The organism is Paenibacillus peoriae KCTC 3763 (assembly GCF_000236805.1).
GTDB classification, from domain to species: domain Bacteria; phylum Bacillota; class Bacilli; order Paenibacillales; family Paenibacillaceae; genus Paenibacillus; species Paenibacillus peoriae.
The window spans coordinates 22,766-43,443 of sequence record NZ_AGFX01000048.1 but is presented as its reverse complement, the minus strand read 5'-3'; the positions used below and the strand labels follow the sequence as shown (position 1 = coordinate 43,443).

20 protein-coding genes are annotated in these 20,678 nt (G+C 49.4%); 16 read left to right on the top strand and 4 right to left on the bottom strand.

The genetic code is table 11. The annotated features are described in order from the left end of the window. Nucleotides 1-92: 92 nt before the first annotated feature. The 3 genes from KQI_RS0125835 (at nucleotide 93) to KQI_RS0125825 (ending at nucleotide 2,149) form a co-directional block, all read left to right on the top strand. On the top strand, nucleotides 93-1,013 hold the full coding sequence (locus KQI_RS0125835) for an ABC transporter ATP-binding protein (protein WP_010349798.1): 921 nt from the start codon (nucleotides 93-95) through the stop codon (nucleotides 1,011-1,013). After that, nucleotides 1,006-1,788, top strand: coding sequence for an ABC transporter permease (locus tag KQI_RS0125830; protein WP_010349797.1), 783 nt, complete (start codon nucleotides 1,006-1,008; stop codon nucleotides 1,786-1,788). The genes KQI_RS0125835 and KQI_RS0125830 overlap by 8 nt, the downstream gene beginning before the upstream one ends. A 160-nt stretch (nucleotides 1,789-1,948) precedes the next feature. Next, entirely contained in the window at nucleotides 1,949-2,149 is a 201-nt protein-coding gene (locus tag KQI_RS0125825) for a hypothetical protein (protein WP_010349796.1), read from the top strand. Nucleotides 2,150-2,162: 13 nt separating this feature from the next. Here the strand turns inward: KQI_RS0125825 and KQI_RS0125820 are convergent, their stop codons facing one another. Then, nucleotides 2,163-2,636: a bactofilin family protein gene (locus KQI_RS0125820; RefSeq protein WP_010349795.1), complete on the bottom strand. Its 474-nt coding sequence runs from the start codon at nucleotides 2,634-2,636 to the stop codon at nucleotides 2,163-2,165. Between the two features lie 44 nt (nucleotides 2,637-2,680). Then, nucleotides 2,681-3,712, bottom strand: a complete 1,032-nt coding sequence (locus KQI_RS0125815) for a M23 family metallopeptidase (RefSeq protein ID WP_029390346.1) — start codon at nucleotides 3,710-3,712, stop codon at nucleotides 2,681-2,683. Nucleotides 3,713-3,835: 123 nt separating this feature from the next. Here KQI_RS0125815 and cls point away from each other — a divergent pair, with 123 nt between their 5' ends. Together cls and KQI_RS0125805 are read left to right on the top strand one after the other, a co-directional pair. Continuing rightward, nucleotides 3,836-5,266: a cardiolipin synthase gene (gene cls, locus KQI_RS0125810; protein ID WP_010349793.1), complete on the top strand. Its 1,431-nt coding sequence runs from the start codon at nucleotides 3,836-3,838 to the stop codon at nucleotides 5,264-5,266. A gap of 192 nt (nucleotides 5,267-5,458) precedes the next feature. Continuing rightward, complete coding sequence (locus KQI_RS0125805; protein WP_010349792.1) at nucleotides 5,459-6,403, top strand: YitT family protein; 945 nt, start codon at nucleotides 5,459-5,461, stop codon at nucleotides 6,401-6,403. A 67-nt stretch (nucleotides 6,404-6,470) separates the two neighbouring features. Here KQI_RS0125805 and ligD read toward each other — a convergent pair whose 3' ends face one another. Beyond that, nucleotides 6,471-7,373 (bottom strand): non-homologous end-joining DNA ligase, encoded by a 903-nt coding sequence (gene ligD, locus KQI_RS0125800; protein ID WP_010349790.1) that lies wholly within the window; start codon nucleotides 7,371-7,373, stop codon nucleotides 6,471-6,473. Nucleotides 7,374-7,588: 215 nt separating this feature from the next. Between ligD and KQI_RS0125795 the strand changes: the two genes are divergently transcribed. The 8 genes from KQI_RS0125795 to KQI_RS0125760 all read left to right on the top strand — a co-directional run bounded on the left by KQI_RS0125795 (nucleotide 7,589) and on the right by KQI_RS0125760 (nucleotide 15,593). Beyond that, entirely contained in the window at nucleotides 7,589-8,101 is a 513-nt protein-coding gene (locus KQI_RS0125795; RefSeq protein WP_010349789.1) for a hypothetical protein, read from the top strand. Next, complete coding sequence (locus KQI_RS0125790; protein ID WP_010349788.1) at nucleotides 8,098-10,023, top strand: asparagine synthase-related protein; 1,926 nt, start codon at nucleotides 8,098-8,100, stop codon at nucleotides 10,021-10,023. The genes KQI_RS0125795 and KQI_RS0125790 overlap by 4 nt, the downstream gene beginning before the upstream one ends. 62 nt (nucleotides 10,024-10,085) lie before the next feature. Further along, entirely contained in the window at nucleotides 10,086-10,217 is a 132-nt protein-coding gene (locus KQI_RS28660; protein WP_007429239.1) for a paeninodin family lasso peptide, read from the top strand. Between the two features lie 133 nt (nucleotides 10,218-10,350). Then, nucleotides 10,351-11,373, top strand: a complete 1,023-nt coding sequence (locus KQI_RS0125780) for a phosphoenolpyruvate carboxykinase (ATP) (protein WP_010349787.1) — start codon at nucleotides 10,351-10,353, stop codon at nucleotides 11,371-11,373. Continuing rightward, nucleotides 11,360-11,662 (top strand): lasso peptide biosynthesis PqqD family chaperone, encoded by a 303-nt coding sequence (locus KQI_RS0125775; protein WP_010349786.1) that lies wholly within the window; start codon nucleotides 11,360-11,362, stop codon nucleotides 11,660-11,662. Before KQI_RS0125780 ends, KQI_RS0125775 begins: the two co-directional genes overlap by 14 nt. A gap of 1 nt (nucleotide 11,663) precedes the next feature. Beyond that, the gene (locus KQI_RS0125770; protein WP_010349785.1) at nucleotides 11,664-12,143 is read left to right on the top strand and encodes a lasso peptide biosynthesis B2 protein; all 480 of its coding nucleotides are present in this window, start codon (nucleotides 11,664-11,666) and stop codon (nucleotides 12,141-12,143) included. Nucleotides 12,144-12,189: 46 nt separating this feature from the next. Further along, nucleotides 12,190-13,716: a nucleotidyltransferase domain-containing protein gene (locus tag KQI_RS0125765; protein ID WP_010349784.1), complete on the top strand. Its 1,527-nt coding sequence runs from the start codon at nucleotides 12,190-12,192 to the stop codon at nucleotides 13,714-13,716. 20 nt (nucleotides 13,717-13,736) lie between these two features. After that, nucleotides 13,737-15,593, top strand: a complete 1,857-nt coding sequence (locus tag KQI_RS0125760; protein WP_010349783.1) for an ABC transporter ATP-binding protein — start codon at nucleotides 13,737-13,739, stop codon at nucleotides 15,591-15,593. Between the two features lie 45 nt (nucleotides 15,594-15,638). Here KQI_RS0125760 and ku read toward each other — a convergent pair whose 3' ends face one another. Beyond that, nucleotides 15,639-16,571 (bottom strand): non-homologous end joining protein Ku, encoded by a 933-nt coding sequence (ku, locus tag KQI_RS0125755; RefSeq protein ID WP_010349782.1) that lies wholly within the window; start codon nucleotides 16,569-16,571, stop codon nucleotides 15,639-15,641. Between the two features lie 225 nt (nucleotides 16,572-16,796). Here ku and KQI_RS0125750 point away from each other — a divergent pair, with 225 nt between their 5' ends. From KQI_RS0125750 to KQI_RS0125735, 3 genes are all read left to right on the top strand, one after another. Then, nucleotides 16,797-17,036: a hypothetical protein gene (locus KQI_RS0125750; RefSeq protein ID WP_010349781.1), complete on the top strand. Its 240-nt coding sequence runs from the start codon at nucleotides 16,797-16,799 to the stop codon at nucleotides 17,034-17,036. Nucleotides 17,037-17,092: 56 nt separating this feature from the next. After that, nucleotides 17,093-17,272: an H-type small acid-soluble spore protein gene (locus KQI_RS0125745; protein ID WP_007429249.1), complete on the top strand. Its 180-nt coding sequence runs from the start codon at nucleotides 17,093-17,095 to the stop codon at nucleotides 17,270-17,272. A gap of 261 nt (nucleotides 17,273-17,533) precedes the next feature. Continuing rightward, nucleotides 17,534-20,677, top strand: a complete 3,144-nt coding sequence (locus KQI_RS0125735; RefSeq protein WP_010349780.1) for an ATP-binding protein — start codon at nucleotides 17,534-17,536, stop codon at nucleotides 20,675-20,677. The last annotated feature ends 1 nt before the right edge of the window (nucleotide 20,678 follow it).

Below are 20,678 nucleotides of genomic sequence, written 5' to 3'. Positions count from 1 at the left end.
TCTGAAAGGATAAATATGGTATAATACTTCCAAAACCGGAAATGAACAGTAAAAGGGTTGGGTTTCACTCCGGATGGAAGGAGTTTCATGGCATGCAGCAAGCGACAGGACAGGTTCCCGTCATACGTATGGAGGGTGTGAGTAAAATCATCTCCTCGAAAGCGATTGTGGACGATCTGACGCTGGAGGTTCCGGCAGGACAGGTATTTGGTTTCCTCGGACCCAACGGTGCGGGAAAAACGACCACGATCCGCATGATGGTTGGCCTGATATCCATAAGCAAGGGCGATATTCATATTTGTGGAGATAGCATGAGTACGGATTTTGAAAAGGCTATTTCTCACGTCGGTGCGATTGTTGAAAATCCGGAGATGTACAAGTTTTTGACAGGCTATCAAAATTTGCAGCATTTTGCACGAATGTCTCCGGGGGTGACCCAGAAGCGTGTGGATGAGGCGATACACCTGGTAGGGCTCGAAAACCGGATTCACGATAAGGTCAAAACCTACTCGCTCGGGATGCGGCAGCGACTAGGGGTAGCCCAGGCGATTTTGCATCGACCGAAGCTGCTCGTGCTGGACGAGCCGACCAATGGTCTGGACCCGCAGGGTATTCGCGAACTGCGGGATTATTTGCGTCAATTGAGCCGTACCGAGGGAATTACCGTATTCGTATCGAGTCATTTGTTGTCCGAAATGGAGCTGATGTGTGACCGTGTAGCCATTATTCAAAGCGGACGGCTGGTTGATATCAAGCAGCTGAAGAATACGGCGGGAGAAGTACAGACGGTGGAAATTGCTTTTGAGGTCAATGATGCCGAGCAAGCTTATGCGCTTGCCGGAGCAGGGCGCGTCGAGGGCAATCAACTGCTGCTTCACCTGGAGCGGGAACAGATCGCAGAGATGAACAGCCTGCTGGCTGCCAACGGAGTCAAAGTATATGCGATTCGCCCGATTGCCCGTACGCTGGAAGATCAATTTTTAGAGATGACGGGAGGCGGGTCCATTGGCTGATTTCTTTAAGCTGGTACATAACGAAAATCTGAAAATTTACCTGCGTGTCCGCACATGGATTATGCTGGGGCTGCTGGCGGTCATCACTGCTGTGATTCCGATGCTAGTTTCCCTGATTTCCGATCAGGTCAGTGTGTGGGATGGGATTGCGTTGACGACAATGTTTACATTTTTCCTCAATACGACGTTTACGGTCATTGTTGCCGCTGATTCGGTGGCAGGTGAATTTACTTGGGGAACGATTAAGCTGCTGCTCATCCGGCCTTGGACTCGCAGCAAAATTCTGTTGTCCAAGTATATATCCGTTATTTTGTTCAGTTTGCTCGGAACGATCATTTTGATCCTGATGGTTACGGTGTCCTCTTGGATGATGTTATCCAAGGATGCACCAGCGGGTTCTGTGCCGCTGTTCAGTGATCCGATATCTTACGTAACGCTGAATTTCTTGTATAGCTATATCGCCTTATTCGTGACGATGGCCTTTGCTTTTATGCTGTCCGCTGTTTTTCGTTCCAGCGCCTTGGCAATTGGACTGTCGCTGTTCATGATGTTCACCAAATTTGTCTATAATACTATTGGCTTGTTTAATACGGATCGTTTTGCATGGACCAAATACGTACTTTTTACACATATGGATCTGAAGAAATATCTTGACATGCCGCCGGGAACTGTAAGCTCTGATCTTACCTTTTCCCTAACCGTGCTGGCCGCTTATTATGTGGTGTTTATAGCCATTGCCTGGATCGTTTTCGTAAAGCGGGATGTTGCAACCTAATCCGAGTCTCTTGCACAGCCTGATTTTCATAGCATCAGAATTTTCGCAAATTGCTAAAATCACAAAAGGACGTTCAAATGCCTGCCATTTGGACGTCCTTTTTTCTATGTTAACGCTATTTAATCTATTTTCAGCAAGAATCAGTCAGTAGGGACGATTTGTGTTTAATCATTGCCATGCTGCTGTTTATTTTCTTATGGGGGTGTGGCCTACGCTGCGGGATCAGGTAGCCAATTTATTTGAAAATGCGCCGAAGCTCATTAAAAGTCTGGTGATTCTGCTGTATATGTGCGCCAAAATCGTCATACGCAAGGTATACCATTTATTTGTGAAGTGCAGAGTGGAGGATATAATGGAATAATGTCAGCCCGCTGTTATCCCGCTTCTGGTTGCAGGGGGGCTTGGCTGTTTTCTTTACTATTGTCGGGATAGGTGTCGGAACGGGTAAAGGATTCGTCGTTCGAAGCGTTCGCCTGGGTCAACGGCTCAGCATCCTTCGTGCGGATCATTTGGCTTGTGCCTTCCAGTACGCCGCCTTCTGAAATGATTAATGCGGCTGCTGCTGTATTCCCGTACAGCTCGCCTGTCGGCGTAATGGTCAGCCGTCCCTCTGTGGTGATGCTGCCGAATACCTTACCGGCAAGAACAACGTCCCGTGCAATGATGTCTGAACGCACAACCGCGGTTTCTCCAATGATGACGGTATGAGTGCTGCGGATATCACCTTGAAAATGGCCGTCAATCCGAATATTGGCCTCAGCCTCAACAGTTCCTTCAAAGTTGGTGCCGTTAGCTAGCAGCGTATCTGTTACTGGTGCGGAGAGCTTTCTTTTCGATTCCTTGAACATGATGGTTTCCCCCAATCTTTTATTGTCAGGATTTTGCAAAATCCTCATTGTACATACAGTAATGGATCGACAGGCTGGTTATGCTTGACGATCTGAAAATGAAGATGAGGTCCCGTGCTTCTTCCGGTGCTTCCCAGCAGGCCGATGGTCTGTCCTTTTTGGACATGATCTCCCGGAGCCACCTGCATCCCGCTCAGGTGCATATACCAGCTCTGGAATCCGTCAGGATGCTGGATGATAATGCACTTGCCGCGGGCTCCGCTGGAATTAGCCTCCAGTACGGTGCCTGCCCCCGCCGCATAGACGGGATCTCCCGTTTGTCCGGCGATGTCCACGCCTGAATGGAAAGCCGATTTGCCCGTAAACGGATCGCTGCGATAGCCGAAGCTGGAGGACATTCGGCGTGAGCCTACAGGCCAAATGGAGGGCTTCCCTTGCTCGGCAAGAGCCAGCCTGCGGGTCTGAAGCAGTTGCGCAGCTTGTTTACGCTCCAGATTCTGTTGTACGGCATTCGCCTGCTGAATAGAGCGGGGAACCGTGCGTTCCACCGTGTCCAGCAGGGATTCGATCTCTTGAAAATCATCCATAGCCTGGCGAGCCAGCAGGACTGTATTTTCGTGAACTGCAATGAACTCACCCCCGGTATGGCCAGAGGCATCCCAGGAGAGCGGAGTTATGGTTGATTTATTGCTGCTTGCGCTAGAGGAATTTCCGTGTTTACGAATAAATTGCTGCATTTGCTGCTCCAGTTCCGTTATGCGCTGGAGGCGCTCACGAATACTGGTCGCTTGATTCGTCAGCTCCATGACCTCGCTTCGTAGCCGTCCGATGGCTGCATTCTTGTCTGCTACTGTAACCTCCATCTGCAAACTCTGGACAGCAAGATTCGTTTCCATTTGGGAGATAATATGGGAAGAACGGATTTGCAGCCCGATTACGAGTGTAGAGATAGACGCGATCACAAGAGTCGGGACGAGAATGACAGCGGCTGTAGAGCATTGCAGCTGCTTGGGCGGTTGCTGTGCATCCCGAATGACAAGTAAGGTCATCCGGCGATTTAGGCTTCCTTTTTTCATAATCGCTCCTTTCTGGACATCGCTCCTATAGTGCTTGGTTACTATCTATTCAGCTAAAGGGGCAAACATGTCAAAAAAATTGGAGAGCTTGGTATAAAACGTAGAATACAAGGAGGCTTGGACATGCTGTGGTTGCTGTTGGTTTTAATCGTTTTTATTTTTCAGACCGGGACAATCCTGCTCTTTGAATTCCGCAAGCCGTCCAAAGCAGTAGCCTGGCTATTCATTTTGTTCTGCTTTCCGCTCGTTGGCTTTGTCGTGTACTACTTTGTAGCACAGGACTATAAGAAGCGCAAAATGATTCGAAAAGGGGGATCGCAGCTGTTTCGTGAATTCAAAGAGCGTCTGTGGGCTCAATCGAGGGTGATTGAGCAGGTGGAACAAATGCACAATCCCCATTTCGGGCATCAGGAGCGTCTGTTTAACCAGTTAATTCGCATGTCTGAAAATCCGTTGACTGGATGCAATCGCACGCGAGTCCTGACCAACGGAGAAGAGACCTTTGAAGCGATGCTGACCGCGATGGAGCAGGCGCAGCATCATATTCATGTGGAATTTTACATATTTCGGGCGGACGAAATCGGAAGAAAGTTTCAGGAGGTCATGATCCGCAAGGCACGTGAGGGAGTTAAAGTGCGATTTGTGGTGGACGGCGTGGGAAGCTACAATTTGCCCTATTCTTTTATTCGCGTCTGTGACGAGGCAGGAGTGGAATTTCATTATTTTTTGCCTCCGTTTTTTGCCACGCTGGATCGCCGGATCAACTACCGAAATCACCGTAAAATCGTGGTAGTGGATGGCATGATCGGATTTGTGGGAGGAATCAATGTAGGCGACGATTACCTCGGGAAATATTCAAAAGTGGGATTTTGGAGGGATACGCATTTGCAGATTGAGGGGGATAGCGTCTATTTTCTGCAAAATGCGTTTCTGAGTGACTGGAAGCTGGCCTCGGGCGAGCGGCTGATGGATGCGAATCTGTTCCCGCCGCATACCTGTTCAGGGGACGAGGAGGTACAGATTTTGAGCAGCGGTCCCGATCAGGTATGGGATACGATTCAGGAAATGTGCTTCGGGGCGCTGTCGGTTGCCAAGCAGCGAATCTGGATTACGACACCGTATTTTATTCCTGATCCGGCGATCTATGAGGCGCTTAAGCTGGCCGCAGTTAGCGATGTGGATGTGAAAATCATCATTCCATGTCAATCCGACTCCAAGCTGGTTCATCTGGCGTCTCTGTCCTATGTGCAGGAATTGCTGGAGGCGGGGGTGGAGTTCTACCAATATCAAAAAGGCTTTATTCACGCCAAAGTGGTGATTGTGGATGACTTGCTCGGCTCAGTAGGGACCGCGAATATAGACATGCGCAGCTTTTTCTACAATTTTGAGCTGACTGCTGTACTCTTTGCGCGTTCAGCGCTGGAACGCCTTTCGACCGACTTTGAAGAGGACATTTCCAACTCCTCGCGCATAGATTTAAACGTATTCCGCAGACGGTCGCGAACGCAGAAAACAGCTGAAATTCTAACTCGCATGCTCTCTCCACTCCTTTAAAGGCGGTTTTCGCCGTTTTTATCAATATAATCCCGCTTTATTGAGATTTATGTGCTTTTTACTAACTTTTTTGCGCGAAATCACAGTTTTGTGATATACTATTTATATAAATAGCGCGGTAAAGAAGAGGGAACTGCGGATAGCAGCCCTTTTTTTGTCCAATATATCATACTGTAACGGGGGGATTTATATATGAGTGTAGTGAGCAAGGAAGTCCAAAGTTTATCTGAGATCACAGATGTGACCGGAGAGTTGACCAAGATCAGCAAAATTCCAGCTAATCCTAAGAACAAACTAAAACGCCTGTTGCAGCGTGCAGCCATGATTGTCGTTGGTGCGGCTCTGATGGCAGTGGGCCTGGAAATATTCCTGGTTCCTAACGGCGTCATTGACGGAGGCGTTACAGGTATCTCCATTATGGCCTCCAAGATTACTGGTTACCCGCTCGGTATTTTCCTGACCCTGTTGAACCTTCCATTTCTAGTTATCGGCTACAAACAAATCGGTAAAACCTTCGCTTTATCTACATTATTCGGCATTATTGTCATGTCCATCGGAACCGCATTACTTCACAATGTAAGTGCATTGACACCTGGCGAACCGCTGCTCGGCGCTATCTTTGGCGGTGTGATTCTCGGCGTTGGGGTAGGTCTTGTGATTCGATCCGGCGGCTCGCTGGATGGAACAGAGATCGTAGCTATTCTCGTCAGCGAAAAAACTCCTTTTTCAGTCGGTGAGATCGTTCTGTTCGTGAACATCTTCATTCTGGGAAGCGCAGGCTTTGTATTCGGCTGGCCGAATGCCCTCTATTCCATGATTGCTTATTATATTGCCATGAAAATGATTGATATTACGATTGAAGGTCTGGATCAGTCCAAATCGGTCTGGATTATTAGTGAAAAATTCCGCGACATCGGGGATGCTCTGACAGATCGTCTGGGACGGGGCGTAACCTACCTGGAAGGTGAAGGCGGCTTTACAGGCGATAGCAAAAAAGTCATTTTCGTCGTCATCACTCGTCTGGAGGAAGCGAAGCTGAAGAACATCGTTGAAGATTGGGACCCCCACGCTTTTGTGGCGATTGGTAACATTCACGATGTGAAGGGCGGACGCTTTAAGAAAAAGGGAATACACTAGCTCAAGGGGACAATTCCTCAGCCGTTATGGCTGCGGGGGTTGTCCCCTTTTTTTGCATAGGTGGAAATCAGGTTGGATGAGCCTTGGCGCGCATATGCTTTAGAATATCCTCGACAGGCTGGGGAGGAACCTTACCGATCAAGTCGCCGATCTGATTTAGCCGTTCCTCAATATTCAACAAATGATAGTCAAGCGGTGATACATCCCGCCGTACCTCTTCCCATGTAAGCGGAGTGGATACCGTAGCACCAGGGCGTGCACGGGGGGTATAGGGAGCAGCCAGCGTTTTTCCCTGATAATGCTGCAAATAATCAAAATAGATAGCTGTTCCACGATCCTTCTTTAACCGTTCCAGTGTGAACAGATGCGGGTGTTTTTCCGTCACAAACTGTCCGACCAGCAGTCCGATGCTGCGGAGCTCGTCGAAGGTTACACCTGTACGAATCGGGACGATAATTTGCACTCCGGTGGCTCCGGATGTTTTGGGGACCGAATCCAAACCAAGCGAAGCCAGCACTTCACCAACGATGGAGGCGGCCTCCATAATGCGTGGTTCCACTTCTCTGGATGGGTCCAAATCAATCATCCATTCACAGGGCAAGTGGCTTCCTGCTTGATGCAGGGAGGGGTGAAATTCCAGCGCAGCCTGATTGCCGAGCCATAGCAATTGTGGCAGCTTGTTAAGCACAATATATTCAATGCCGTCATGCAGTGTGGTTTCAATAAAATCTGGCCGGGGGCGCGGGGCATTTTTCTGATAAAAAAAATCCCCGTGGATGCCATGTGGCCAGCGGATGACGGTTAGCAGACGATGCTGGCAATATTTGAGCAGGAATGGAGCCAATACCGCGAGCTTGCGAAGATATAGCGCTTTGGTCACGCCGGCTTCAGGCCACAGGGGTTTATTCGGGTTGGTGATGGAAATTTCCTGACCTTCAATGCTAATCGTACCTTTAACAGCTTGTCCCACAGTGTTACGCTCCTTCTTTAACCTCTCTCTGGAAAGCTTTGAGGCGACCGCTATCGCTTATCCAAGATGTACTTATGCATTAAGATGAGCGTCATGTACAGAATTTATCCATCAAAGGGGTTGACAAGATACAATATGTATCATAAATTTATAATAAAATACGAATTGTATCTATTAAAGCATCTTGAGTAGAGTTAGAGGAGGAGTATTCTTGATTGAAAAGCAAGGGGATTGATTATGAGCCGGGAATTGAAAATTACGGGAACTTTGCGGAACCTCCCAAATCCAGCTTGTTTTATAGCATGGGAGCGGGTGACCCGTTCGTTGGGGAGCATGTACAGCCCCATCAGGATTCAGTACATAGCTGGCAACACCTGTTGAGTAAACAGGAAATTGAGTTATATTGCAGAAGCATCGGGTCTCGCATATTTAGGCAGCTTGGCTACGCGGAGGCGCTGGAGCAGGCCGAGCAGATGACTGGAGCACGCTTTGAGGATGAGCCGGATGTGGAGCTGATCAGCCAACGTACTCACCAGTTTCTCTGGCAAAGCGGTTTTGAATGGAAGACTGCTTTTCGAATGCTGGATGAACATGATACGGATAACAGGGTACTTACGATACACGCAATGAATGCAATGTATGAAAGGCATCATGCGGCCGCTCACGTTCCTGCAAGGATGGATATAGCGTTATTAAGTACAGGCAAAGAAAAAGGGGGGAGAACGTGAGTGCAATTGCTGGAATCTACAGCTTTGAGCGTGAGCCCGTAAGCGCCGAAGAAGGCGGTAAAATGATGCAAGCCCTGCGAAAATATCCCGCCGACCGCGTATGTGTCTGGTGTGAAGGCTCCATTTTTTTGGGATGTCATGCCCAGCATGTGACCCCGGAATCTGTCCATGAACGTCTCCCCTTCTATGATGAGCAGCGAGATCTGGTTATCACCGCGGATGCGATTTTGGACAATCGTTCCGAGCTGTTTGAACGGCTGGGGGTCAGACAGGAGCGACAGCAGGAAATCACGGATAGCGAGCTGATTTTACTGGGATATGACAAATGGGGGGTGGATGCGGCCCAATATTTGATAGGCGATTTTACCTTTGTCATTTGGGATGCCAAGCGACGGCGTTTATACGGCGCTCGCGATATGACGGGAAGCCGTACGCTGTACACCTATCAGCATGACTCAGGCTTTGCATTTAGCACGGTCGTAGCTCCGCTCTTGACTTTATCCTCTCTGCGAAAAGAACTGCATGAACCGTGGCTGGCCGAATTTCTGTCGATCCGCTCCATGCAGGAATCCGTCGATATCGGTGCGACTGCCTACAAGCATATCAACCAGCTTCCTCCCGCACATTGGTTCACTATGGAGGAGGGAAAGCGAATGCTCCATCAATATGCACGTCTGGATGAGGTAGAGCCGCTGCGGCTCAAAACGAGAGGCGAGTACATAGAAGCGTTCCGCGAGGTATTCTCACAGGCGGTCACGGCCCGATTGCGAACGCATCGTGCCGTAGGGGCTGCCTTGAGCGGGGGACTGGATTCCGGAGCGGTTGCCAGCTTTGCCGCACCAGCACTGCACTTGCAGCAAAAGCCGCTATATGCGTACAGCTATGTACCTGTTCAGGATTTTGAGGATTGGACATCGCCTGCACTGCTGGCGAACGAACGAAGCTATATTCAGTCTACGGCTCGCTATGTAGGCAACATTCACGAAAATTATATGGATTTTGAGGGGAAAAGCCCGTTTTCGGAAATTGATATTTGGCTGGAGCTCATGGAGGCCCCCTATAAATATTTTGAAAATTCCTTCTGGATCAGAGGTTTTTATGAAAAAGCACAGGAACACAATGTCGGTGTACTGTTGACCGGAGCACGAGGCAATTTTACCGTTTCATGGGGCCCTGCACTGGACTATTATGCCCGTCAGTTTCGTCGTTTGCACTGGCTGCAATCCTTTCGGGGCTTGTGGCGCTACAGCAGGCTGACCGGAAGACGTATGTCTCGTCTACTACCTGTGATGCTGAAAAAAGCTACCTCGCTAGATACCCATGTATCGTTATTTCGGGGCAAACGAAGCCCGGTTCCTTCGCTGATTCACCCGCAGTTTGCCAAACGAATGCATGTAGAAGATGTTCCGGTATTAAGTGGCACAGGCTGGATGAAAAATGCTGATCAGACGAGAAAAGAGAAATTTTCGAATCTGGCGATTGCCAACAAAAATGGTGTAGTCGCGACCAAACTTTCCTTGCGTTATGGCTTGTGGGAACGTGATCCAACGGGAGACAGCCGGGTGATTCGCTTTTGCTTATCTGTACCTTTTGAGCAGTATGTGCAAAATGGTCGAGACCGGGCACTCATTCGTACAGCTATGAAGGATTATCTGCCTGATGATGTTCGGCTGAACCAGCGTGTGCGTGGCGTACAGCCTGCAGATTGGCTGCATCGTATGATTCCGTGCTGGGATACGTTTATGGGGGAGCTTCAAATGATGTGCCATGATTTACGGACCGCCGAATATCTCGATATAGAGTTTATTAAGACGGCCATGTCGAAACTCCGTCACCCCGGTCCCGAACAGGCGTCTGATCCCAATATACGACTGCTTATGCACAGTTTGATCGTGTACCGTTTTCTTTGTGGATTCAATTGATTCGATTTGTTCTGATTTGATCATGCAGGATCGTTCACATTCATTGGAAGGGAGGTGATGAGATGAGTAAAAAAGAATGGCAGGAACCGACGATAGAGGTGCTGGACATTAACCAGACCATGGCGGGGAAAGGCTGGAAACAGATTGATTGGGTGTCCGACCACGACGCCGATCTTTATAATCCACCAAGCTAACAGATAGTCATACATTGAAGCCAGTCATAAAGTTAGATCTATGATAAGCCGTCTTTATTTCTTTTGGGCTAGAGATGCTGCTCAAGGAAATAAAGACGGGATTTTTTTAAGGACAGAGGGAGTGAGTCCTATCGTGCATAACAGGAGTGTAAGTGTCGGTCGGGGTCAATATACAGCCTTTGGACTCCGAATTGCAAGTGAGTTGAAGCTTCCTGAACTGGTACTTTCAGCATCGGGAGCGGCAGAGGATGTAATCATTCGTCAGGCGGATTTGACAGCATGGAGCGATCAACTTGAGCAGACGAATTATGTGATACAAGGTGAGTGCTTTATGTTGCAAATACCCGGCACAGCCATTTTTGCCATCAGGGAAGGCAGGGAGATCGAGGTATGCCCTTACCCCGGAGCCGATATGAACACCGTGCGGTTGTTTTTGCTGGGTTCATGCATGGGTGTTCTTCTGATGCAAAGACGTATATTTCCTATTCATGGAAGCGCGGTAGTTATCGGGGGCAAGGCTTACGCTTTTGTAGGCGAATCCGGTGCGGGAAAATCGACGCTGGCTGCTGCTTTTAGACAGGCCGGCTATCCGATGGTCAGTGATGATGTTATTGCTGTAAAAGCTACGGCATCCGAGCCTATCGTTTATCCCGCTTATCCGCAACAAAAGCTGGGGCTGGACAGCCTGCTTCAACTGGAGTCTTTACAGGGAAACAAGCATGTGCGATCCCAAAAGCACAGGCTTGTTTTAACGTCTGGACATCCTGTGCTGTCACAACATGGGGAACTGCTTAAGCTTACAGGTGAATGGAATAAATATGCCGTCCCTACAGTAGACGAATTTTATAACGAACCGCTTTCCCTGGGTGGCGTATTCGAGCTTGTGGCAGAGCCATCCAGCCAGCTACCCGCGGTTACGGAACAGCCCTTAAACGTACTGGGGTGCTTGCATACATTACTACTGCATACATATCGTAGGGGGACAATTTCGCGAATGGGTTTGGGTGAATGGTATTTTGGAACTGCGGCCCGGATGGCTCGGAAAGTGGAGGGCTGGCGCTTGCTCAGGAGTAGCTCCGCTTTTACCGCGTCTGAGATTGTACAACGGGTACTTGAACTCATTCATAAGGAGGAAAACAGCTATGGCAGCCACTGATCCAACCAAGGACCACTACCGCATCATGTACGATGAAGAGGTCTATGTCAGTGACATGGACGGAGAAAAGGTCATGATGAGCATTAACACTGGAAAATATTACAACTTGGGCTTTACGGGAGGACGTATCTGGGAATTGGCGGAGTCCAGTCCTTTACTCGGAGAGATCGTAGCTGCCCTGACGGATGAATATGAAGTGGACGAGGAACAGTGCAGACAGCAGGTACATGCCTTTGTGGCTGAACTGGAACGGGAAGGACTGCTAAAGCTCCAGCGGGAGATGGTTTAATATGCGGGTCCAACGGCTTCTTCTTCTGACTCCAGAGGTCAGTAGATTATTGCCGGAAGCCTGGCTGGCGCTGGGATGGGCGAGGTTTCACCAGCTTCGTTCTTTTGAGGATTACTCAGGCCGATGGGGGATACGTATGGAAGAAACCCCTTGGCAATGTGACCCGCAGCAGGAAAAGTCCATTCGGCATATTTCACACGCTGTGGAGCTGGCAAGCCGTTACACCCCATGGCGCAGCAGCTGTCTTGTACAGGCCTCTGCCGCGATGACGTTGCTGGGGCGCAGAAAGCTGGACTGTACGCTATATTTGGGTACAGCCAAAAATGCTGCGGGACGGTTGGCAGCACATGCATGGGTACGAAGCGGACCGATTTATGTTACAGGTGAACGGGAGATGGGGGCGTTTACGGTGGTGGGTCTATTCGGGAGACGAACTGTGACGGCCACGAATACGCAAATGGCGAATAAAGGCCATTCTTAATGCGATGAGACAAAAGGATGTTCAAACAATCGAAGGAGAAGAAAGTATGCCCACCAAGTCTCTTCTGGAACTTGCCCGTTGGAAAAAGGATCATGAATTAACGATGTTACTCTCTTTATTAAAAAAAGACGTTGCTCCATGGCAGCGTACGTTCGCTGATATCCATCTGCATAAGCTGGACTGGGCTCGCCTGTTGCACCTGGCAGATCATCATCGGGTAGTACCGTTGATATATCTCCAGCTGAAAAAGTCGAATCATCCGGCCATTCCCGCCCCATTGCTAGGGAGCCTTCAGGCGCAATATCACCGAAATACGCTGCGCATGCTTCATCTTCAAGCAGAGGCTGCGCGGCTGACCAGGCTGCTCATGGATCATGGCATCCGTGTATTTATACTCAAGGGGCCTGCACTGGCGCAGCAATTGTACGGGGATGTTTCCCTGCGTACCTCCAAGGACATAGATTTGCTCATTACGCCGGATGACATGGATGAAGCCGAGCATTGGATACGGGAAGCCGGTTATGAGTCCAAAAGCGGAGAAGCGCGTGTCCTTGGCAGCTGGAAGTGGAAGGATCATCATACATCTTTCCTACATCCGCAAAAGCGGGTAGAGGTGGAGTTGCATTGGCGTCTCCACCCGGATGCCGGCGGGGAGCCCTCTTTTGATGAATTGTGGGACCGCCGGCAATTCAGTGAATCAGGAGTGAGCCGGAGGGTACAGTCGGCACCCGCTGACAGCATGGCGGCGACGGCAGCCAGTGCCTGCACGCTCGGCGGCGAGCATCAGTTCCTGTACTTGAGCGCCCACGGCGCACGTCACGGCTGGTTCAGGCTGCGCTGGCTAGTCGACATCGACAGGCTTGCAGTATGCGCTGTCGATTGGGAGGCGCTGCTGCTGACGCTGCGCCGCTACGGAGGCCTGCCTGCGGGCGGGCAGGCCTGGAAGCTCGCCGCTGCGCTGCTGGGTACGCCGATACCAGAGCCGATGCGTCCGATATCAGAGACCCGGCAGGCGCACAGGCTCGCGCTGAGCGCGCTGGCCTTCATGCAGGCCAGCGTACCCGCACCGTACCCGGTTGCCAGCGGGCCGGGTACGAACGGAACGGCTGCGTCAGAGCTATCGCAAAGCATAGCTTTGACGCAGCCGGTGGAGACCGCCCCTTCGGATGGCGGTGCCCCAGTCGGCGGTGCAGCAGCTGGCGATGCCTTTGGCGAAGCTGCTCTGCACGCTGCCAGTGACGCTACTGGTACTGCGAAAGATGCCAGTAGCGTGACAGGCAACAAGGTGAACACTGCTGTGAGCAGTATCACCAGATCCATGGCGGGTGCTGCTACGGTCGCCTCCAGCTCTGCCGTTGCTGGAGCTACAGCTACAGCGGTCACACCTCAGCCCATTAGCCGAGCTTACTTGCTTTCCCTAAAGGAGCCAAGACACAGATTACTTTATCTTATTAGCCGTTTGTTTCCTTCTACGGGGGATCCGATCTTGCTGCCGCTGCCTCGCAAGCTGCATTTTTTGTACATCCCTTTACGTCCATTTCTTTGGTTGAAACGACGATTTTCAAAGCACTGACTCGATAAGGAGTGTGCGTTATGGTTCACCTGCGATTGTATTTAACCAAGCTGTACACCGTGAACGGTGGTACGTTAATTCTCAATATCGGCTGTATGATGATCATCAGCCTGCTGGAGGGCTTTGGCATTTATATGCTTGTACCTATGCTGGCGGCCATCGGCGTATTTGCCGGTCATTCCGGATTGCCGTTTTTGTCCGGTGGACTGGATCATTTCTTGCCGTATATTCCAAAAAGCTGGCTGTTGCCGGGGATGTTGCTACTTTTTGTGGTGCTGCTTACAGGGCAGGCTCTGCTTCAGCGTTACCAATCGGTCCTGAGCTCACAGATTCAGCAGCGTTTTATGCGCTCACTTCGAATAGATGTGTATACTTCCTTTATGAAGGCGCAGTGGACTTTTTATTTGCGCCAGCGTAAATCTGATTTTAGCCATGTGATGACGACCGAGCTGGCACGTGTCAGTCAGGGAACCAATTTGCTTCTTCAACTCACCACAGCCGTCATTTTTACGCTGATCCAGATTGCACTGGCTTTTTGGTTATCCCCTTCCTTAACCGGGTTGGTATTCCTGAGTGGATTGGGACTGTTTGTCGTGTTCCGACGCTCCATCCGAAATGCCAAGCAGCTAGGAGACCGTACCACGGAGCTTTCACAGATTTATTTTGCTGGCATTACCGATCATATGAATGGAATGAAGGATATTAAAAGCAATCTGCTGGAGGCTGCCAACATAGACTGGTTTCGCTCCCTGACGCGCCGTATGGAGGACAATTCGACCCAATTTGTTCGGCAAAATGCCACTACGCAGTTTTTGCATCGCACAGCAGCAGCTGTATTTGTCGTTTGTCTTATATTCGCGTCCCTGCAATGGCTGCATGTTTCACCAGAAAAGCTGATTGTGCTGATCCTCATATTTTCCCGCTTATGGCCGAGGTTTGCCCTGATTCAAGCGAGTTTGGAATATATCATGTCCATGCTCTCTGCTTTTGAAAGTGTGACCAAAGTACAGCAGGAATGCGCAGCCTTCTCAGACCCGTCGTTGCTTGCAGTTACATCCGCTGCCGCTCGCGTTCCATCCGCTGGATCGGAACTTCATGTAGCTGCGTCGACGAGACATCCCTTGTTCCTGCGTAGCGGGATTGAGTGCCGCGGTCTGGATTATCGCTATGATGGTGCGACAGAGCCTGCACTGCACCAAATTAATCTGTTCATACCTGCCAGGGGGATGACAGCTATTGTAGGGAAATCGGGAGCAGGCAAGAGTACGTTGGTCGATGTGCTGATGGGCTTTCTACGTCCAACTGGGGGGCAGATTAAAATAGATGAACGTGTTGTGGATGACGAGCTGTTGCCACAGTGGCGGCAATCGTTTGGATACGTCTCACAGGACCCTTTTCTGTTCCATGCCACCGTTCGCGAAAATTTGAAGCTGGCGGACAGGAATGCGAGCGAGGAGCAGCTATGGGAGGCGCTGCATTTTGCAGCCGCAGACAGCTTTGTTGCCAGACTGCCCGAAGGGCTGGACACAGTCATTGGGGATCGCGGGATTCGTCTGTCTGGAGGGGAACGTCAACGATTGGTATTAGCGCGGGCTGTCCTGCATCATCCTCCGGTACTCATATTGGATGAAGCGACAAGTGCGCTCGATGGTGAGCATGAAGCCGCAATTCAGGCGGCACTGGAGCGGATGAAAGGTCAAATGACGCTGATCGTCATCGCTCACCGCCTGTCAACGATCCGTCATGCGGATCAGATTATTGTACTGGAGCAAGGCGAGGTTATACAGCAAGGCAACTATCGACAACTGGTACAAGAGGAGCGGGGGGCGTTCAGCCAGCTCCTGTCGTACCAAAGCGGTATCACCGTCACCCCTTAGCCAGCTTTTCTGTATGATCTCAAGTTTCTTTATCTGGTTTCTTTATCAAGTTTCTTTACGTTTGGCAGTGCTTCTTCTCTTTTTGACCGGAGTCGGAGCAATGTCATCGCCTGCTGCCGCCTGCTGTGCTGTCGGGGCTGCTGGTTTACGCGCAGGGCGTTTCTTCGCAGCAGCAGGGCCGGGAGCAGCAGGACCGGGATCGGTAACGACAGGTTTGACGGCCTCGATACTGGCCTGAAGAGCGGCCATTAAATCCACGACATTGGTCTGCGGCTGTGTCGGAGCGACTCGCACCTCTTCTCCGGCCACTTTATGCTGAATGAGATCCAGCAGACGCTCGCGATACTGATCCGTATACTTGGCTGCGTCAAAAGGTGTGGATAGCTGCTCAATCAGCATCTTTGCCATCGTCAGTTCCTTCTCTTTAACCTCCTCTTGCCCCGGTAGGTTAGGAACTTGAGCAATGGGACGAATTTCATCCGGGTAAAACATCGTCTCCACAGCCAAACACTCATCTAGCACCCGAATAGCTGCCAGGCTGCTTTTGGAGCGAATGGAGATTTGGGCAATACCGATTTTTCCGGTATCCTTCATCGCATTCATGAGCAGCTTATACGCATTGGAGCCAGCCTGATCCGGGGATAAATAATACGTTTTTTGAAAATAAATCGGATCAATTTCCTGCAGGTCTACAAAATCCAAAATGACGATATTTTTATCCGCTTGTCCGCTGATCTGCTCTAGTTCCTCCTTGTCAAACATGACGAATTTTCCCTTCTCATATTCGTAGCCTTTTCCAATTTCCTCCCATTCAACCTCCTTGTCACAAACAGGACACTTCCGTACATAACTCAGCGGGCTCCCACACTCCTTGTGAATGTAGCGCATGGAAATATCCTTATCCTCCGTCGCTGAAAACATTTTAACTGGCACATGAACCAGCCCGAAGCTGATTGCGCCTTTCCAGACCGTATGCATACCGCCAGTCCTCCTTTTCTTTAGTCAGTATGTTGTATCATTCGATTCCGGGCGTCCCGGCTGTGGGCATATCATTTTTTACTTAGTAAGTTTTCGCTTAGTATGCTTCGTACAAAGGATTGTATGAGGTGTAAATGAAGGCTGCGAATTGCTTTTCCTGCGCATGGTTGTAGCTTTTTTAGTGCATAGTAAGGCATATCCGATTCAAAAGGAGGTACACAATTTATGCCCGGAAAATCCTATCCTCGGCAGATCAGTCATCGTGTGGGTCAAAGTCATATCGCCTTTCGGGGGCCCGCCGGAGGCGAACAGGATGCATTGCCGCCCGAGTTTGCCCTTTCCCATGGAATCCGGCCGCCTTTTCCCGTAGCTGTGGGTCATGTGGATTTGGAGGCTGTAGTTTCAAATTCACCTTCTCATAGCATCCCTTCATTGGACGTTGAACGGATTATAGATGAGGACTAGGTCACCTATATTTCTAAATGAATGCATACAAAAACAATCAGCAGGGGGAGAACAGCATGAACGTAGAGCGAGCAAAAGCGATTTACGATTCACCTGATACCATTGCCGTACAATTGGATGGAAAACCGATCTGGATTGAGCATGTAGACGAAGCGAACAGTATGGCCACCGTACAGATAGGCAGCAGACCCGGCAATACCCAAACCGTTCGTGTGGATCGTCTGAAAGAACAATAGGAGATGGGCAACAAGCATCTATCAACCACACGATACAAACTACAAATTCATAGTCGCCTTATAGCACACTAAATGAGCGCCCGCAGAGGCGCTTTTTATATGAGCAGCTGTCGCAGAGCATCCTCTGTGATGGCTGCTTTTTTCTTTTACCTGCTGAGCCTCAAGCAGCTTCGTTTCTAGTTCGATCTTTTCCAGTGTCACTGATATCAAACTTCTGATTTTTTCGTGAAGTGCGTAATGATAGAATGAAAAAGTGCTGAATTGAATTCTGAGGGGGAGCTATGTATTAAAAGGGGGCATTACCGCAAAGCCATCGGAATTGGCTTGATCTTTTCGGTCTCCATTGCGTTGTTCGTCGCTATTTATTCCCAAACGATACCGAATCAGAACATGCCGCCTGTTAAGCGGGGAGTGCTGGATTTGTCGGATTGGGATTTCCACAAGCAGGGATGGGTCAACCTGGATGGAGAGTGGGAATTTTATGAAGGCGAATTACTGGAGCCTGCCGATTTTCGCGAAGGAACGCGTAAGGAGGTCTCGTATTTATCCGTACCTGGCACGTGGAAAGGAAAATCAGTGAATGGCGGTATGAACCGAACAGGTTATGGCACGTACCGGTTGAAAGTGTTGGTTAAAGATACGGATGAGGTTTTAGGTTTAAAAATAAGGAGTATTCGCCTTTCCCATCGCTTGTTCATTAACGGCAAGTTAGAAGGCGAAAGTGGGCGCCCAGCAGTCGATATCAAGGCGCATCAGCCCGGAAATACGCCTTACAGTACGTTTTTCCACACGGATGCCAAAGAAATCGACATTGTAATTCAAGTGTCTAACTATGTATTTGTCACCGGTGGTATTGCTGGCTCGATCCCGTTCGGATTGGCTGAAGATGTGACGAAGCTAAACAGTATACAGATCGGCACCGATATCGGAATTATATTTATTCTTGGCATGTTTGGTGTGTATCATCTCAGCTTCTTCCTGCTAGGGCGAAGAGAGAAAACATATTGGCTCAGCGGGCTGTATTTGCTGCTGCTTTTATTGGAAAAAGCACTTTTTGGCGAAAAGATTTTCCAGAGGGTACTGCCTGGCCTCCCTTTTGATATTGTTTACAAGCTGCTGGATTTAAGCGAATTTGTCGGCGCTGTGGTGCTCATCCTGTTTTTCAGTTCAGTTGAAGCCCGCCTCATGTCGTCTCGGATGATGAAGCTGATACTGACTCCGTTAGCCCTATATATTGCGGCGGTTGTCGTGTTGCCTTATCGTGTGCATATCCAGGGAAAATACGCTTTCTTTTTTTACTTAATCATCGTTTTCCTATACATTATTGGCAGAATGGTGTATCTGTACATTCAAAGCCAAGGCGGCTCATCCGATCGGAAGGAATTAATGCTTTTTATTGGCGGAAGCGTTTCGATGATGATTTTTCTGGTGGACGGAAGCCTCTATTCGGAGAATATGGTTTCGACCGATCTGCTGGGAAAACTCGGAGTCGTTTGTTTCATCATCATCATGAATATCCTGCTCGTGGTTCGATTCTCGAATGCTTATGAGAAGACGGAGCTCCTATCCTATCAATTGACGGTTTCCAATGAGCTCAAGGACGAGTTTTTGATGAACACATCTCACGAGCTCAAGACTCCATTGCATGGCATTTTGAATATGACGTCTTATTTGCTGGATGATGAGGAAAAAAATCTGTCACCAAAGCAAAAACGGAATCTTTCGCTGATCAAGGATACATCGATCAAGCTGTCCATGCTCATTCACGATTTAGTCGATGTTACTCGTTTGAGGCACGGGGAACTGAGTCTGCATCCGACCGCTGTGGATGCCAGAATGGTAACACAGATTGTATTCGATGTACTGCAATTTGAGCTTTTGGGCAAAGCTGTGCAACTGGATAATCAAGTCGATCCCGATGTCTGGGTGCAAGCGGATGAGAATCGGCTGCGTCAAATCATGTACAATCTGGTCAGCAATGCCATAAAGCATACAGACAAAGGGTCGATCAAGGTGGTAGCGAGCGTTGCCCAGGGAACTGTTATTATTTCTGTCGAGGATACTGGAACAGGGATTCCTAAGGATAAACATGCTGTAATTTTCGAATATTTTGAGCAACTCGATGGGCCGCTGCCTAAGGATGGATATACAGGAATGGGCGTTGGTTTGTACATTAGCCGCAAGCTGGTCGAACGGATGGGTGGAGAAATTCGGGTGGATTGGTCGGAGGTCGGTATAGGCACGCGCATGATGTTCACATTGCCAAGCGCAGTTCAAGTACCGGATAATCGTGAAACGACATATGCGTTGGAAGAACAGCAGCGATATACCGATAAGGATCATGAGCTGAATATTTGGGATGGACACGAGCACACCGTAATGATTGTTGATGATGAAGCATCCAATATCCACACCTTGTTGAATATTTTGAAACGGCATCGCTACAATGTCGTCACCGCTTTCTCGGCAAAAGAAGCATTGGAGAAAATAGAAGAGTACCCGCAAGTGGATCTCGTCATTCTCGATGTAATGATGCCAGGGATCTCGGGCATTGAGTTGTGTCAGAGACTGCGCAGCAGCTACTCCATTCTCGATCTGCCCATTTTATTCGCAACAGTTAAGGATACGCCCCAAGACATTGCGCTCGGCTTCAGGGCCGGGGCGAACGATTATTTGACCAAGCCGTTTGAGGCGGAAACGCTCATTGCCAGAATCCAGACCCTGATCGCTGTGAAAACATCGCTCCAAGAAGCGATTCGCAATGAGCAGGCGTTCCATCAAGCGCAGATTAAACCGCATTTTCTCTACAACGCCTTGAGCAGTGTGATTTCATTTTGCTATACGGACGGGGAAAAAGCTGCCTACTTGTTATCAATGCTCAGTCAGTACTTGCGCTACATCCTGGACATGGATTCTTCCACGCTGTTCGTTCCTCTCTACCAGGAAATGGAGTTGATCCAGGCGTATGTTGAGATTGAGAAAGCCCGTTTCGGAGAGAGGTTCGACTATGACTTTCACTACGATAACCGTATAAAGCATTTGGAAATTCCTTCTTTATGCATCCAGCCTTTTGTCGAGAATGCGATTCGGCACGGATTGTTTGAGAAGGAAGGACACGGCAAGGTGACGATTGTGATCAACGAGGGGGACGGTTTCATCCGGGTGATAGTCGAGGACAACGGTGTCGGCATACCGGATGATCTACTGTACCGCATGTCCACAGGAAACCTGCAGGATTGTGGCATCGGCATCCATAATATCCGCAAACGTCTGGACTCTCTGCAAGGGGCAACGCTAAACATCAGCTCCGATATAGGAGTAGGAACTAAAATAACAATGTATTTGCCTGTAAGGAATAACAAAGTGACCGGGTCGGGTAAACGAAGGAGGAGCGAGGTTGTTTAAT